General features: G+C 70.7%; 1 protein-coding gene (running past one end of the window). It reads left to right on the forward strand.

Going from position 1 to position 17,870, the window contains the following annotated elements; genetic code table 11:
• Positions 1 to 17,859: the 3' portion of a type I polyketide synthase gene (locus tag ACIGO6_RS31185; RefSeq protein WP_399882215.1), read on the forward strand. The gene continues 12,063 nt to the left of window position 1, outside the view; the window shows 17,859 of its 29,922 coding nt (coding positions 12,064–29,922); its start codon lies beyond the left edge, outside the window; it ends in the stop codon at positions 17,857 to 17,859.
• Positions 17,860 to 17,870 lie beyond the last annotated feature (11 nt).

Genomic DNA, 17,870 nt, shown 5'->3' on the forward strand with positions numbered 1-17,870 from the left:
CTGTTCGCGTTCGAGGTGGCGCTGTTCCGGTTGTGGGAGTCCTGGGGCGTCGTGCCCGACGCTGTTGCGGGGCATTCGGTGGGGGAGATAGCTGCTGCCCATGTGGCGGGTGTGTTGTCGCTGGAGGACGCGTGTGCTCTGGTGAGGGCGCGTGGCCGGCTGATGCAGGAGCTCCCGGCGGGCGGCGTCATGGTGGCGGTGGAGGCGTCCGAGGAGGAGGTCGCGCCGCTGCTGGACGGTGTCGAGGGTGTGTCGTTGGCGGCGGTGAACGGGCCGGCGTCCGTGGTCGTCTCCGGCGCGCAGGATGCGGTGGAGCAGGTCGTGGCGGCCCTCCCCGGGCGGCGCTCGCGGCGGCTGAAGGTCAGTCATGCGTTCCATTCGCCGTTGATGGAGCCGATGCTGGACGACTTCCGTGAGGCGGTGGCCGGGTTGTCGTTCCGGGCTCCGGAGCGGCTGCGGTTTGTGTCGACGGTGACCGGTGGCCCGGTGATGGAGGAGATAGCGTCGGGCGAGTACTGGGTCGGGCAGGTGCGTCGGGAGGTGCGGTTCGCCGACGCGGTGCGGTCCCTGCACGCCGATGGTGTGGAGACGTTCGTGGAGATCGGGCCCGATGGTGTGCTGAGTGCCATGGGGCAGGAGGTCGTGGACGACGGTCGCACGCTGTTCGTGCCCGCCGTGCGCCATGACCGGGACGAGAGTGTGTCCGTGATGACCGCGCTCGCTCACGTCCATATCCGTGGGGCTCAGGTCGACTGGCAGGCAGTGTTCGGTCGTTCGGGGCCGGCAGGGCTGGATCTGCCGACGTATGCCTTCCAGCACCAGCGCTACTGGTTGGAGAGCCCGGCCACGGCCCCGTCGGCGGACGCGATCGACAGCGAGTTCTGGGCGACGATCGAACGCGCCGACGTGGACGACTTCGCCGCCACGCTCCAGCTTGAGCAGGATGCCTCGCTGGACTCGGTGCTCCCTGCCCTCTCCGCCTGGCGTCGACGCCGGCACGAGGCCGCCGAGACGGACGATCTCCTCCACCAGGTCGCCTGGCGCCCGGTGTCCGACCAGGGCACCGGCGTGCTGACGGGTACCTGGCTCCTGGTGACGGCGCCGGAAGACGAAGAGCAGTGGCACTGGGTCGACCGTGCGCTGACCGATTACGGAGCCGAAGTTGTTCGGATTCCCTTGAGCACCGCCGCAACACTGGAGGCCGCTCTCGCCGACATCGGCCACGTCCAGGGCGTACTGTCGCTTCTTCCGCTCACCGCCGCGCTTGAGCCCGGGCTGCCGGCCGGTCTGGTCCGTACCCTGACGCTGTTCCGTGCGCTCGGCGAACGGGGCGTCGAGGCTCCCTTGTGGAGCGTCACCTCGGGGGCGGTGTCCACGCGCTCCGACGAGTCGTTGACACGGCCGGACCAGACAGCGGTATGGGGATTCGGGCGCGTTGCGGCAGTGGAGCACCCCTCGCGATGGGGCGGTGTGATCGATCTGCCGTCGACTCCCGACGCCTACACCGCCGAACGACTGATCGCGGTACTGGCCGGGACGGTCGACGAGGACGAGGTGGCCATCCGCCCCGCAGGGCTCTACGGGCGTCGCCTCATGCCCGTACGTGCCCAGGGCGGCACGGCCCTCGTGGGCCTGCGCCCGCACGGAACGGTGCTGATCACCGGCGGCACCGGCGTGCTCGGTGCGGCCGTGGCACGTCAGCTCGCCGAGCAGGGGGCGGAGCATCTGCTGCTGACGAGCCGTAGCGGCAAGGCGGCACGGGGCGTGGCCGAGCTTGAGGCCGAACTGGTCGCGCTGGGCGCCCGGGTGACCGTGGCCGCCTGCGATGTCGCGGACCCCGAGGAGCTCGGTCTGCTGCTGAGCGACGTCCCGGTGGAGCTCCCGCTGACGGCCGTCGTCCATGCGGCCGGGATCCTGGACGACGGCGTGATCGACGCGATGACGGCCGAGCGCTTCGACGCGGTGTTCCGGCCCAAGGTCAACGCCGTGTGGAATCTTCATGAGTTGACGCATGACCGTCAGCTGGACGCGTTCATCGTCTTCTCGTCGCTGGCTGCCACGGTCGGCTCGGCGGGCCAGAGCAACTATGCGGCGGCGAACGCCCTGCTCGACGGTTTCGCCGAGTACCGCCGCGGACGAGGATTGCCCGCGACCAGTCTGGCCTGGGGGCCCTGGGCGGACGGAGGCATGGTGGACCGGGCCGTACGGGACCGCCTCTCCAGGAGCGGTGTCTCACCCTTGTCCGCGCGGCAGTCCGGTGACGCTCTTCGGCGGGTGCTGGACCTCGGTCTGACCACCGCCACGGTCACCAGGACGGACTGGGACCGGTTCGCCGAGGCCCTGGCGGCGTCCCGACCAGCCCGACTGCTCACCGAGCTGACGGACGCCGCGGTGACAAGGAGTGAACGCGGCCCGGCAACGCAGGACTTGTCGCGCAGGCTTGCCGGCCTCTCCGACACCGAAGCGCGGCGAGTCCTCCTGGAGACGGTACGAGCTGAAGCGGCCGTCGTGCTCGGGCACGCCACACCGGACAGGCTCGACTCGGAGCGGTCGTTCCGTGAACTCGGCTTCGACTCCCTCAGCGCGCTGCAACTGCGCAACGCCCTGGGCAAGGTCACCGGGATCCGCCTGGCCGCGACCGTGGTCTTCGACTACCCGAACCTCAGCGCTCTCGTCGATCATCTGCTGTCCCAGCTCGCGGACACCCCTGAGACCGGCGTTCCGGCGGTGGGCGCGGGGTCGGTTTCCGTTCACGCCGACGAGCCGATCGCGATCGTGGGGATGGCGTGTCGATTCCCGGGTGGGGTGCGGTCGCCGGAGGATCTGTGGAGGCTGCTGAGTTCGGGCTCCGACGCCATCACCCCCTTCCCGACGGACCGGGGCTGGGACCTCGACACGTTGATGGCCGCCGCTCAGGCCGGTGCGTCTTCCGTGCACGAAGGCGGCTTCATCGACGATGTCGCCGGTTTCGACGCGGAGTTCTTCGGGGTCTCGCCGCGTGAGGCGCTGGCGATGGATCCGCAGCAGCGGCTGCTGTTGGAGACGAGCTGGGAGGTCTTCGAACGGGCCGGGATCGATCCGGCGACGCTGCGGGGCAGCGACACGGGCGTCTTCGCCGGTACGAACGGACAGGACTACACGGCCTTGCTGCGCGAGACGACGCGGGAGCTGGAAGGCCATGCGGCCACCGGCGCCGCCGCATCGGTGGTCTCCGGCCGTCTGTCCTACGCGTTCGGTCTTGAGGGTCCTGCGGTGACGGTGGATACGGCGTGTTCGTCGTCGTTGGTGGCGTTGCATCTGGCGGCGCAGTCGTTGCGGCAGGGTGAGTGTTCGCTGGCTCTGGTCGGTGGTGTGACGGTGATGTCGACGCCGGCGGCGTTCGTGGAGTTCAGTCGTCAGGGTGGGCTCTCGCACGACGGTCGGTGCAAGGCGTTCGCGGCCGGTGCCGACGGTACGGGGTGGTCCGAGGGCGTCGGTGTGCTGTTGGTGGAGCGTTTGTCGGATGCCCGGCGTAACGGGCATCGGGTGCTGGCGGTGGTGCGGGGTTCGGCGGTGAATCAGGACGGTGCGTCGAACGGGCTGACCGCGCCGAACGGTCCTTCGCAGCAGCGGGTGATCCGGCAGGCGTTGGCGAGTGCGCGGCTGGAGCCGTCCGAGGTGGATGCGGTGGAGGCGCATGGCACCGGCACGAGGTTGGGTGATCCGATCGAGGCGCAGGCGTTGCTGGCCACGTACGGGCAGGAGAGGGAAGAGCCGCTCTTGCTGGGGTCGGTGAAGTCGAACCTGGGTCATACGCAGGCGGCTGCGGGTGTGGCGGGTGTCATCAAGATGGTGATGGCGCTGCGTCACGGCGTGCTGCCCGCGACGCTCCATGTGGACGAGCCCTCGCCTCACATCGACTGGTCTGCGGGTGAGGTGCGTCTGCTGACGGAGCAGACGGCGTGGCCCGAGGTGGACCGCCCGTGGCGGGCGGGTGTGTCGTCCTTCGGGATCAGCGGGACCAACGCACACGTGATCCTTGAGCAGGGGCCTGATCAGGACGCAAAGGTGTCCAAGGGCGGCGAGCAGTCGCCGGTCCTCGACGGGGCGGTCCCTGTCCCTGTCGTGTTGTCCGGTAAGAGCGCAGGGGCAGTAAGGGCCCAGGCCGCTCGGCTGCTGGCGTTCGTCGACGGGCGTGAGGTGGCTCTGACCGACCTCGCGTATGCACTGGCTACGAGCAGAGCAGTGCTGAACCACCGCGCGGTTGTCCTGGCAGACGGTACGTCGTCGCTCCGCGTCGGTCTGACTGAGCTGGCGAACGGTGATGCCGCCGAACATCTCGTCGCGGGCGTGTCCGGGACGGTGGGTCGGGTTGCGTTCTTGTTCGCGGGGCAGGGTGCGCAGCGGGTGGGCATGGGCCGTGTGTTGTATGAGCGGTTCCCGGTGTTCGCGGGAGTGTTGGACGAGGTGCTGGAGCGTCTCGGTGTGCGGGACGAGTTCTTCGGTGCGGATGCGGAGGTGTTGGAGGCGACGGGTGTTGCGCAGCCGGTGCTGTTCGCGTTCGAGGTGGCGCTGTTCCGGTTGTGGGAGTCGTGGGGTGTCGTGCCGGATGCGGTGGCTGGGCATTCGGTGGGGGAGATAGCTGCCGCTCATGTGGCGGGTGTGTTCTCGCTGGAGGACGCGTGTGCTCTGGTGAGGGCGCGTGGCCGGCTGATGCAGGGGCTTGCGGCCGGTGGGGTGATGGTGGCGGTGGAGGCGTCCGAGGACGAGGTCACCCCGCTGCTGGATGGTGTCGAGGGCGTGTCGTTGGCGGCGGTGAACGGGCCGGCGTCCGTGGTCGTCTCGGGTGCGGCGGACGCGGTGGAGCGGGTGGTTGCTGCTTTGTCCGAGCGGCGTTCGCGGCGGCTGAAGGTCAGCCACGCGTTCCATTCGCCCTTGATGGAGCCGATGCTCGACGACTTCCGTGCAGCAGTGGCGGGGCTGTCGTTCCGGGCTCCGGATCAGTTGCGGTTTGTCTCGACGGTGACCGGTGGTCCGGTGGTGGAGGAGATCGCGTCGGGGGAGTACTGGGTCGGGCAGGTGCGTCGGGAGGTGCGGTTCGCCGACGCGGTGCGGTCCCTGCACGCCGATGGTGTGGAGACGTTCGTCGAGATCGGGCCCGATGGTGTGCTGAGTGCCATGGGGCAGGAGGTCGTGGACGACGGTCGCACGCTGTTCGTGCCCGCCGTGCGCCGTGACCGGGACGAGAGCGTGTCCGTGATGACCGCGCTCGCTCACGCCCATGTCCGCGGGGCCCGGGTCGACTGGTCGGCAGTGTTCGGTCGTTCGGGGCCGGCGGGGCTGGATCTGCCGACGTATGCCTTCCAGCACCAGCGCTACTGGTTGGAGAGCCCGGCCGCGGCCCCGTCGGCGGACGCGATCGACAGCGAGTTCTGGGCGACGATCGAACGCGCCGACGTGGATGCGCTGGCCGACGCTTTGAACATGGCGCCGGCGCAGCAGGCCGCCCTGGCCGAGGTCATGCCGGCTCTGTCAGAGTGGCAGCGCGCTCACCGGGAGCAGAACGCGACCGCGTCATGGCGCTACAAGGATGTCTGGCACCGTGTCACCCGGACGGAGTTGCCCGCCCGGCTGACCGGCCTCTGGGTGGTGGTGGCCGGGGAAGCGGACGCCGCCCACGACGCCGTCGTCCGTGCCTTGCAAGACCGGGGCGCGAAGGTGCGCCGCGTCGATGCGGCGGACCGCACCGGACTCGCCGAGCGACTTCGTACGGTGCACGACGAGACGGCCGTCAGTGGTGTCGTGTCCGTCCTGTCCTGGGACCAGCGTCCCGACCCTGCTTCGCCCGAGGAGCTCACGATCGGTCTGACCGGCACGCTGAGCCTCGTACAGGCACTCGGTGACGCCGGTGTCACGGCACCGCTGTGGTGCGTGACGCGCGGTGCGGTCGGGGCGCACCCGGACGACGAGCCGGTGCGGGCGGCGCAGGCGGCCGTATGGGGTCTTGGCCAGGTGGCTGCGGTGGAGCACCCGGACCGGTGGGGCGGTCTGATCGATCTTCCCGCGGGCGCGGACACGAGCGTCGACGACGCCGAGGCGGTACGCCTGGCCGATGCGCTCGCCGACGTGACGAACGGCGTCACGTACGAGAACCAGCTGGCCATCCGTCCGTCCGGCGTGTTCGGTCGTCGGCTCGTGCCCGCCCCGTCGGCGCGGCGCCGCCGTGACCGGCGACGGCTCAGCGGTACGGCGTTGATCACCGGCGGTACGGGGACGCTCGGTGCCCATGTCGCGCGATGGGCGATCGGAGCGGGAGCGGAGCACGTCGTGCTCGTCAGCAGGCGTGGGCCGGCCGCTCCCGACGCGGCGCGCGTCGAGGCGGAACTGACGGCCATGGGGGCCGAGGTCAGCCTCGTCGCCTGCGACGTCGCGGACCGCGACGCACTGGAGCGGCTCCTGGCAGGAATTCGGGAGACCCGTCGGCTGACGGCCGTGATGCACGCCGCAGGCACGCTCGACGACGGGGTCATCGACGCCATGACGACGGAGCGTTTTGCCACGGTCATGCGTGCGAAGGCGCTCGGCGCCCGCAACCTGCACGAGCTCACCGCCGAACTGGACCTGGACGCGTTCGTACTGTTCTCCTCCGCGGCCGCCGCCATCGGAGCAGCGGGCCAGGCCAACTACGCGGCGGCCAACGCCGCCCTGGAGGCCGTCGCCGCACAGCGCCGGGCCGAGGGCCGCACGGTGACCCTGGTCTCCTGGGGCCCCTGGGCGGACGGTGGCATGGCCGACAGCGCGGTCGTGGCACGCCAGCTGCGTCGCAACGGCATCACCCCGCTGCCGGCGGAAGGCGCGCTGGCCGCCCTGCGTCAGGCATGGGAGGGCGACGAGCCGACCCTTACCGTGATCGACGTCGACTGGGAGCGGTTCGCGGCTGCGGCGTCGCCGACGGCGCGGCCCGCGCCCCTGTTCAACGAACTCTCCGCCGTACGGTCGGCGTGGGCCGGGAACGACAGCGAAACGCTCTCCGGTGTGGCGGCGCAGTTGGCCGGCGCCTCGGAAGCCGACCAGACACGCATCCTGCTGACCCTGGTCCAGGAGCAGGCTGCGGCCGTACTAGGACACCAGGACCCGGACACCGTGCGGCACGACCGCGCGTTCGGTGAGCTCGGCTTCGACTCGCTGACCGCGGTGGAGTTCCGCAACCGGCTCGTCACGGCCACGGGGCTCGCCCTGCCGACGTCCCTGGTGTTCGACCACCCGACACCCACGGCACTGGCACGTCAGCTGCGCGTCCAGTTCAGCGCGAGCATGACGGCCGCCGACGCGGACGCCGCCCGAGCCACTGCGGACTCGGCTGCCGGTCAGCCGGTCGCGACCGGCGCGTCCTCCGACGAACCGATCGTCATCGTGGGGATGGCGTGCCGTTTTCCGGGCGGGGTGCGTTCGCCGGAAGACCTGTGGGAGCTGGTACGGACCGGCGCGGACGTCGTCTCCGACTTCCCGACGGACCGAGGCTGGGACATCGACGCGCTCTACGACCCCGAGCGGAGCCGCCCGGGTACGACGTACTCCCAGCAGGGAGGATTCCTGTACGACGTCGCCGACTTCGACGCGGAGTTCTTCGGGATATCCCCGCGTGAGGCGCTGGCCATGGATCCACAGCAGCGGCTGCTGCTGGAGACGTCCTGGGAGGCGATCGAACGCGCGGGCATCGACCCCCACGCGCTGCGCGAGAGCCAGACCGGCGTGTTCATGGGGACCAACGGCCAGGACTACGCCACCCTGCTGCGTCAGCCTCCGGAGGAACTGGAGGGATACGCGGGCACCGGCTCCGCGGCCGCCGTCTTCTCGGGCCGTCTGTCGTACACGTTCGGTCTTGAGGGTCCTGCGGTGACGGTGGATACGGCGTGTTCGTCGTCGTTGGTGGCGTTGCATCTGGCGGCGCAGTCGTTGCGGCAGGGTGAGTGTTCGCTGGCGCTGGTCGGTGGTGTGACGGTGATGTCGACGCCGGGGGCGTTTGTGGAGTTCAGCCGTCAGCGGGGGCTGGCGGTGGACGGCCGCTGCAAGTCGTACGCGGAGGCCGCCGACGGTACGGGGTGGTCCGAGGGCGTCGGTGTGCTGTTGGTGGAGCGTTTGTCGGATGCCCGGCGCAAGGGGCATCGGGTGCTGGCGGTGGTGCGGGGTTCGGCGGTGAATCAGGACGGTGCGTCGAACGGGCTGACGGCGCCGAATGGTCCTTCGCAGCAGCGGGTGATCCGGCAGGCGTTGGCCGGCGCCCGGCTGAGCGCGGCCGAGGTGGATGTGGTCGAGGGGCACGGGACCGGCACGAGGCTGGGTGATCCGATCGAGGTCCAGGCGTTGCTGGCCACGTACGGTCAGGAGAGGGAAGAGCCGCTCTTGCTGGGGTCGGTGAAGTCGAATCTGGGGCATACGCAGGCGGCTGCGGGTGTGGCGGGTGTCATCAAGATGGTGATGGCGCTGCGGCATGGTGTGCTGCCCGCCACGCTTCATGTCGACGAGCCCTCGTCTCATGTGGACTGGTCTGCCGGTGGGGTGCGTCTGCTGACGGAGCAGACGCCGTGGCCGCGGGCGGATCGTCCTCGTCGGGCGGGTGTGTCGTCGTTCGGAATCAGCGGGACCAACGCACACGTCATCCTGGAGGAGGGTCCTGAGGCTGCGGTTGTGGCGGAGGGTGCGGCTGAGTCGTCGGGTCCGGTGCCGGTGGTGTTGTCGGGTCGGACGGGTTCGGCGTTGGTGGAGCAGGCGGCGCGGTTGCGGTCGTTTGTTGCTGAGCGGCCCGATGTGTCGGTGGTGGATGTCGCGGCGGCGGCTGCGGGGCGGAGTGTGTTCGAGCACGGCATGGCGCTGGTGGTCGAGGACCGGGCCGAGCTGCTGCGGGAGCTGGACGCGGTGGCCGCCGGCGAGGCGGATGGCCGTCAGGTCGAGGCAAGCCTTGTTGCGGGGAACCGGATCGGCTTCCTGTTCGCGGGGCAGGGTGCGCAGCGGGTGGGCATGGGCCGTGTGTTGTATGAGCGGTTCCCGGTCTTCGCGGGGGTGCTGGACGACGTCCTGGACCGTCTCGGCGTGAGGGACGAGTTCTTCGGTGCGGACGCGGAGGTGTTGGAGGCGACGGGTGTTGCGCAGCCGGTGCTGTTCGCGTTCGAGGTGGCGCTGTTCCGGTTGTGGGAGTCGTGGGGTGTGGTGCCGGATGCGGTGGCTGGGCATTCGGTGGGGGAGATAGCTGCCGCTCATGTGGCGGGTGTGTTGTCGCTGGAGGACGCGTGTGCTCTGGTGAGGGCGCGTGGCCGGCTGATGCAGGGGCTTGCGGCGGGCGGCGTCATGGTGGCGGTGGAGGCGTCCGAGGACGAGGTCACTCCGCTGCTGGATGGTGTCGAGGGTGTGTCGCTGGCGGCGGTGAACGGGCCGACGTCCGTGGTCGTCTCCGGCGCGCAGGGGGCGGTGGAGCAGGTCGTGACGGCCCTGTCGGGTCGGCGTTCGCGGCGGCTGAAGGTCAGCCACGCGTTCCATTCGCCGTTGATGGAGCCGATGCTGGACGACTTCCGTGAGGCGGTGGCCGGGTTGTCGTTCCGGGCTCCGGAGCGGCTGCGGTTTGTGTCGACGGTGACCGGTGGCCCGGTGGCGGAGGAGATCGCGTCGGCGGAGTACTGGGTCGGGCAGGTGCGTCGGGAGGTGCGGTTCGCCGACGCGGTGCGGTCCCTGCACGCCGATGGTGTGGAGACGTTCGTCGAGATCGGGCCCGATGGCGTGCTGAGTGCCATGGGGCAGGGTGTTGTGCCGTCGGGGGTGTTCATCGCGTCGGTGCGGCGTGACCGCGATGAGTGCGTGTCCGTCATAACTGCGCTCGCCCACACACATCTCCGCCGCAGCTCCCCAGTCAACTGGGCGGAATTCTTCGCCGGTTCGGCGGCACAACACGTCGACTTGCCCGCCTACCCGTTCCAGCGGCGGCGGTTCTGGATCGAGGCGTCGGGAGCGACGTCAGGCGAGCCGGCGGCACTCGGACTGGGGGCGTCGAACCATCCGTTGTTGGGGGTGGTGGTGGAGTTGCCGGGTTCGGGTGGTGTGGTGTTGTCGGGGCGGTTGTCGGTGTCGGAGCAGGGGTGGCTTGCTGATCACGTGATCGGTGGGCGTGTGGTGGTGGCGGGGACTGCGTTGCTGGAGATGGTGGGGCATGCGGGTGCGCAGGTCGGCTGCGGTGTGGTGCGGGAGTTGGTGCTTCATGAGCCGTTGGTGGTGTCTGAGGGTGGTGGTGTGGCGGTTCGGGTGAGTGTGGGTGAGTGGGAGGACGGGGTTCGTGCGGTGGGGGTGTATGGGCGTGTGGAGGGTTCGGGGCAGTGGGTGTGTCACGCCGCCGGGTCCGTGACCGTCGATGGTGCGGCCTGGGGTGCGTGGGCGGAGGCGGTGTGGCCTCCGGAGAGTGCGGTGTTGGTGGACAGCGAGGACGTGTATGGGGCGTTGGCGGGGGCGGGGTTTGAGTACGGGCCGGTGTTTCGGGGGTTGGGGCGGGTGTGGCGGCGTGGGGATGAGGTCTTCGCGGAGGCGGCGCTGCCGGTGGATGGGGGAGGGTTCGGGTTGCATCCGGCGCTTGCGGATGCGTGTCTGCATGCCTGGGCGGTCGCGGGTGAGGGGCGTGGTCTGGTGCCGTTCACGTGGTCGGGGGTGCGGGCGGGTTCTCCCGGCTCTCGGGCGGTGCGGGCGCGACTGGCGCCGGTCGGTCGGGACGCGGTGTCGGTGACCGTGGTGTCGGGCGAGGGCGATGTGGTGTGGTCGGTTCAGTCGTTGTCGCTTCGGCCCGTTGCGGCGCTCGCGGCCACCGGGGGCGGGGAGTTGTATCGGGTGGGCTGGCGTGAGGTGAACCTGCCCGAGGGGACGCAGCAGGAGCTGCGCGTTCTGGATCTTCGGGGCGCGGTACGTGGGATGGATGCGGGTGAGGTGCGCGCCGCCGTGGTCAAGGCGGTCGAGGTGCTGCGCGGCTGGCTCACGGGGGACGGTGAACCGGTGGTGGTGTGGACTGAACGTGCGGTGCTTGGGCGTGGCGTGGGCGCCGGTGGTGGCGGTGTGGCGGTGTGGGGGTTGGTGCGGTCGGTGCAGCGTGAGTTTCCGGGGCGGGTTGTGTTGGTGGATGGCGGGCGTCGTGAGGAGCTGGCCGGAGCGGTGGCGGTGGGTGAGCCGGAGGTGGTGCTGGAGAACGGTGCTGCGTGGGTGCCGCGGCTGACCGGTGTCGAGGCACCGGACACGGCCGGTCCTGTGGGTTGGGATGGCGAGGGTGTGGTGCTGATCACGGGTGGTCTGGGGGTTTTGGGTGGTGCTGTGGCCCGGCACGCGGTCACTGGGTGGGGTGCTCGGGACGTGGTGCTGCTGGGTCGTGGTCGGGGGGACGCGGCTGATGGGGGGGTGGCGGAGTTGGAGGGGTTGGGGGCGCGGGTGCGGGTGGTGCTGTGCGATGTTGCGGATCGTGTGGGGTTGGCGGGGGCGTTGGGGGATGTGGGTGATGTGCGTGTGGTGGTGCATGCGGCGGGTGTGGTGGATGACGGGTTGTTGGGGTCGTTGACGGCGGAGCGTGTGGGGGGTGTGCTGGCGGCGAAGGTGGACGGGGCGTGGAATCTGCATGAGCTGGCCGGGGAGTTGGGCTGGCGGTTGGATGCGTTCGTGTTGTTCTCGTCGTTGGCGGGTGTGGCGGGTTCGGTGGGTCAGGCTGCTTATGGTGCGGGGAATGCGTATCTGGATGCGTTGGCGTGTTATCGGCGGGGGCTTGGGCTGCCGGCGGTGTCGGTGGCGTGGGGGTTGTGGGAGGAGCGGTCGCGGATCACGGCCGGGCTGACCGCTGCCGACCGGGCCCGGATGGAACGTCGGGGTGTGCTGCCACTGGCCACACAGGACGCGCTACGACTCCTCGACACCGCACTCACCACCACCGAGCCGAACCTGGTGGCGATCCGCCTGGACAACGCCGCCCTGCGTACCGAAGCGGACAACGACACCCTCGCGCCCTTGATGAGGGAACTCGTACCGGCTCGGGCACGACGGGAGGTCACCGGCAGCCGACAGGAATCCGGTCTTCGCCAGCGGCTGGCGGCACTGCCCGGGGCCGAGCGCTCGGCGGCGCTGCTGTCGCTGGTGCGTACGGAGGTCGCGGCGGTGCTGGGTCATGAGACAGCAGGCGAGATCCCGGCCGGGCGGGCCTTCACGGAACTGGGCTTCGACTCGTTGACCGCCGTGGACCTGCGTAACAGGCTCAACAAGGCCACCGGCCTGACATTGCCCACGACCCTGGTCTTCGACTACCCCAATCCGGCCGAGCTTTCCGGTTTCCTGCTCCCGCAACTCGTGGACGCGCAGCCGGACGCCGAGGCGGAACAGACGCAGCCGGCGATCGATTCGACGTCCCTCACCGCGAATCCGGCGGCGGACGAGCCGATCGCCATCGTCGGGATGGCATGCCGCTACCCGGGCGGCGTCTCCTCACCCGAGGACCTCTGGGACATGGTCGCGACCGGCGGCGACGGCATCTCGATGTTCCCGGAGAACCGCGACTGGGATCTCGACGCGCTCTACAACCCGGACGCCGACCGACTCGGCACCTTCTACACCAAGGAAGGCGGTTTCCTGCACGACGCGGGTGACTTCGACGCGGAGTTCTTCGGGATCTCGCCGCGTGAGGCGCTGGCGATGGACCCGCAGCAGCGGCTGCTGCTGGAGACGAGCTGGGAGGTCTTCGAACGGGCCGGGATCCCTCCGACCTCCCTGCGGGGCAGCGACACGGGCGTCTTCGCCGGCGTGATGTACCACGACTACGCGTCGCGGTTGTCGACTGTGCCCGAGGAACTGGAGGGGTATCTCGGCAATGGCAGCGCGGGCAGTATCGCGTCCGGCCGCGTGGCATACACGTTCGGGCTCGAGGGTCCTGCGGTGACGGTGGATACGGCGTGTTCGTCGTCGTTGGTGGCGTTGCATCTGGCGGCGCAGTCGTTGCGGCAGGGTGAGTGTTCGCTGGCGCTGGTCGGTGGTGTGACGGTGATGTCGACGCCGGGGGCGTTTGTGGAGTTCAGCCGTCAGCGGGGGCTGGCGGTGGATGGCCGCTGCAAGTCGTACGCGGAGGCCGCCGACGGTACGGGGTGGTCCGAGGGCGTCGGTGTGCTGTTGGTGGAGCGTTTGTCGGATGCCCGGCGCAAGGGGCATCGGGTGCTGGCGGTGGTGCGGGGTTCGGCGGTGAATCAGGACGGTGCGTCGAACGGGCTGACGGCGCCGAACGGTCCTTCGCAGCAGCGGGTGATCCGCCAGGCGTTGGCCGGCGCCCGGCTGACCGCGGCCGAGGTGGATGTGGTCGAGGGGCACGGGACCGGCACGAGGCTGGGTGATCCGATCGAGGTCCAGGCGTTGCTGGCCACGTACGGTCAGGAGAGGGAAGAGCCGCTCTTGCTGGGGTCGGTGAAGTCGAATCTGGGGCATACGCAGGCGGCTGCGGGTGTGGCGGGTGTCATCAAGATGGTGATGGCGCTGCGGCATGGTGTGCTGCCCGCCACGCTTCATGTCGACGAGCCCTCGTCTCATGTGGACTGGTCTGCCGGTGGGGTGCGTCTGCTGACGGAGCAGACGCCGTGGCCGCGGGCGGATCGTCCTCGTCGGGCGGGTGTGTCGTCGTTCGGAATCAGCGGGACCAACGCACACGTCATCCTCGAAGAGGGCCCCGAGGCTGCGGTGGTGCCGGAGGATGCGCCGGAGCCGCCGGGACCGGTGCCGATGGTGCTGTCCGCCGGTAGCGAGGTGGCGTTGCGGGCTCAGGCCGACCGGCTGGTGCGGCTGGCCGGAGACGTTCCGGTGGCGGTGCTGGGCCATGCACTGGCGACGACGCGTGCGGCCTTGGAGCACCGTGCCGTGGTGGTCGCCGGTGACGAAGCCGAACTGCGGCAGGGCCTGGTGACCCTGGCGGCGGGCGAGTCCAGCGCCGAAGTCGTCACCGGGCGTGCGACGGCGGATGGCTGGGCGTTCCTGTTCGCGGGGCAGGGTGCGCAGCGGGTGGGTATGGGTCGTGTGTTGTATGAGCGGTTCCCGGTGTTCGCGCGCGTTCTGGATGACGTGCTGGAGCGTCTCGGTGTGCGGGACGAGTTCTTCGGCGCGGACGCGGAGGTGTTGGAGGCGACGGGTGTCGCGCAGCCGGTGCTGTTCGCGTTCGAGGTGGCGCTGTTCCGGTTGTGGGAGTCCTGGGGCGTCGTGCCCGACGCTGTTGCGGGGCATTCGGTCGGGGAGATAGCGGCCGCTCATGTGGCGGGTGTGTTCTCGCTGGAGGACGCGTGTGCTCTGGTGAGGGCGCGTGGCCGGCTGATGCAGGGGCTTGCGGCGGGCGGCGTCATGGTGGCGGTGGAGGCGTCCGAGGACGAGGTCACCCCGCTGCTGGACGGCGTCGAGGGTGTGTCGTTGGCGGCGGTGAACGGGCCGGCGTCCGTGGTCGTCTCCGGCGCGCAGGGGGCGGTGGAGCAGGTCGTGGCGGCCCTCCCTGGGCGGCGTTCACGGCGGCTGAAGGTCAGCCATGCGTTCCATTCGCCGTTGATGGAGCCGATGCTGGACGACTTCCGTGAAGCAGTGGCGGGGTTGTCGTTCCGGGCTCCGGAGCGGCTGCGGTTTGTGTCGACGGTGACCGGTGGTCCGGTGGTGGAGGAGATCGCGTCGGGGGAGTACTGGGTCGGGCAGGTGCGTCGGGAGGTGCGGTTCGCCGACGCGGTGCGGTCTCTGGCCGAGGGCGGTGTGGAGACGTTCGTCGAGATCGGGCCCGATGGTGTGTTGAGTGCCATGGGGCAGGAGGTCGTGGACGACGGTCGCACGCTGTTCGTGCCCGCCGTGCGCCGTGACCGGGACGAGAGCGTGTCCGTCATGACCGCCCTGGCCCACTCCCATGTCCGCGGAGCCCACGTCGACTGGGACCAGGTCTTCGAGGCGCGGTCCCGGATCCCCGCCGTTGACCTCCCGACCTACGCGTTCCAGAGGCGCCACTACTGGCTGAAGGATGCTGCGCGGACGACCGGCCAGGTGGCCGGGGCGGCCGGGTTCGGTAGCTCCGGTCATCCGCTGCTCGGGGCCGTGGTGGAACTGCCGGACTCCGGTGGGCGCCTGCTCATCGGCACGCTGGCGCTGGACGCGCAGGAATGGCTCGCCGACCATGTGATCGCGGGCACGGCCGTGCTGCCGGGCACTGCGTTCCTCGAGTGTGCTCTGCGCGCGGGCCGTGAGGTGGGCTGTACCCAGGTCGCCGAACTGACCCTGGAGATACCGCTGGTCCTGCCGCAGCGGGGAGACGTGGCGGTCCAGGTGACGGTGGCCGCCGAGGACGAGGACGGCGGCCGTCGGTTCGACGTGTACGCACGTCAGGGCGACGAGGCATGGGTGCGGCACGCCACCGGCGTACTGACCGGCTCCGCGGCTCAGGCCGAGCCCTCCGAGAGCAGCTCCGCCCAGACGGCCGCGTGGCCCCCCGTCGGCGCCGTGCCCGTCGACCTCGCGGACTTCTACCCGCGCCTGGCGGATGCCGGCTTCGGGTACGGACTCGCGTTCCAAGGACTGCGGTCGGTGTGGCGGCACGATGACGATCTCTACGCGGAGGTGAGCCTGCCCGAGGAGATCGCCGTGCAGGCCGGGGACTTCGCCGTACACCCGGCGCTGCTCGACGCCGCCCTCCACGCCACCGCGCTGACGCGGCCGGAGGCCGGGCTGCCGTTCTCCTGGAGCGGGGTGCGGTTGGCCAGGGCGGGTGCGACGGCGCTGCGGGTGCGGCTCACGCCGGGCTCCGACGGCGCGCTGGCCCTGACGGCCCAGGACACGTCGGGTGCGCTCGTCCTCTCCGCCGAGTCGCTGACCTTCCGACAAGTACCGGAGCGGCAGTTGCGCGCCGCCCGCGTGGGACAGCAGGCGTTGTTCCGGGTCGACTGGGAGCCCGCCGCCCACGCCGCCCCCGCCGACCGGCCCGCGCCCGCGTACGCCGTGCTGAGCGCGGACCCTCTGGGCCCGGGCGCTCCGGGGCCGGGCGCCGGCCGTCTCGCCGCGGGCGCCGGCCGTCTCGCCGCCGACCTGACGTCGCTGCCCGCCGAGGTGCCCGAGCTGGTGATACTGCCGTGCTTCGAGAACCACGCCGAGGCCACCGAGGACACCGACGCCACCGAGATCACCGAGATCCGTCCCGCCCTCGAGCGTGTACTGGCGCTGCTCCAGGAGTGGGTGGCGGACCCGAGGCTGGAGCGTTCCAGGCTCGTGGTCGTGACGCGTGGCGCCGTAGCCGTGGGCCACGGTGAGGGCGTGCCGGATCTCGCCGGTGCCGCGGTATGGGGCCTCGTACGGGCCGCCCAGGCGGAGTACCCCGACCGGTTCGTCCTCGTCGACGTCGACGAGCCGGACGCGCTGCCCTCGGCACTGGCGGTACGGGACTGGGAGCAGGAACCTCAACTCGCCCTGCGCTCAGGCACCGTGCGCGTGCCCAGGCTGGTGTCCACCACAGGGCGGGCGGAGCCGGTCGCCTGGAACCCGGACGGCACCGTCCTGATCACCGGCGGCACCGGAGCGCTCGGCACCGAGATCGCCCGCCACCTGGTGACCGCGCACGGCGTACGCCACCTGCTGCTGCTGAGCCGCAGCGGCGGCGCGGCGGACACGGGGGCCATGACGGCGGAACTCGCCGGGCACGGAGCCGAGGTCCGGGTCGTCGCCTGCGACGTCTCCGACGAGGACGGCCTGGCCCGTGTGCTGGCGTCGATCCCCGAGAACCACCCGCTCACCGCGGTGATCCACGCGGCGGGCGTCGTCGACGACGGCGTTCTGCCCACTCTGACCGCCGAGCGGCTCGACACGGTGCTGGCGCCGAAGGCGGACGCCGCGCTGAACCTGCACCGGCTGACACGGCACCTTCCCCTGGACGCGTTCGTCCTGTTCTCGTCCACCACCAGCCTCTTCGGCGGGCCGGGGCAGGCGAACTACGCTGCGGCCAACGCGCTCCTCAACGGACTGGCCCACCACCGGCGGGCCCATGGCCTCACGGCCTCCGCGCTGGCGTGGGGGCGATGGGAGCGTGACAGCGGGATCGTCGGCGGCCTCGCCGAGGCGGATGTGCGCAGGATGGCCCGGGCGGGCATCGGCGCGCTCTCCTCGGCCGAGGGGCTGGAGCTGTTCGACGCCGGAGTCGCAGCCGACGAGGCCGAGTTCGCGGCCGTCCTCCTGGACCGTGCCGCGCTGCGCGCCCAGGCTCGGGCGGGCACACTGCTGCCGCTGCTGCACGGCCTCGTACCGGCGCCGCAGCGGGAGGAAAGGACGGCGGGCGCGGACCGGGCGGCGGACCTGCGGAGCAGGCTCGCGCAAGCGGCGGCGGACGGAGAGCGGACCGAGCTGGTACACCGCGTGGTGGTCCGTGAACTGGCCGGGGTGCTCGGGCACCAAGAGGCCGCGCAGATCGACGCCGATCGCGGCTTCTTCGAGATGGGTCTGGATTCGCTGACGGCGATCGACCTGCGGAATCGGCTGGACGCGGCCACGGGGCTGCGGCTCCCGACGGCGGTGCTCTTCGACCACCCCAACGTACGTGCCCTGACACGGCACTTGACGGCGGCTCTCGCGCCCGAGGACGCGGCGGCCGACGGTGATGCCGAGCTGCGGCGGGTGATCGCCGCCATTCCCGTCGACCGGCTGCGGGACGCCGGGGTGCTGGATCTGCTGCTGCGTCTCGCGAACGCCGACGAGGAGCAGCGGACGGTACAACCCGCAGGTCAGACACCACAGTTGACGGAGCGTCAGGCAATCGACCCGGACGGTATCGACGAAATGGGGCTCGACGAATTGATCCACATGGCGCAGGATGATCAGCGAGAGCGGGACTGACGGGGGCATCG

It is taken from the genome of Streptomyces sp. NPDC053750 (assembly GCF_044544295.1).
Lineage (GTDB): Bacteria > Actinomycetota > Actinomycetes > Streptomycetales > Streptomycetaceae > Streptomyces.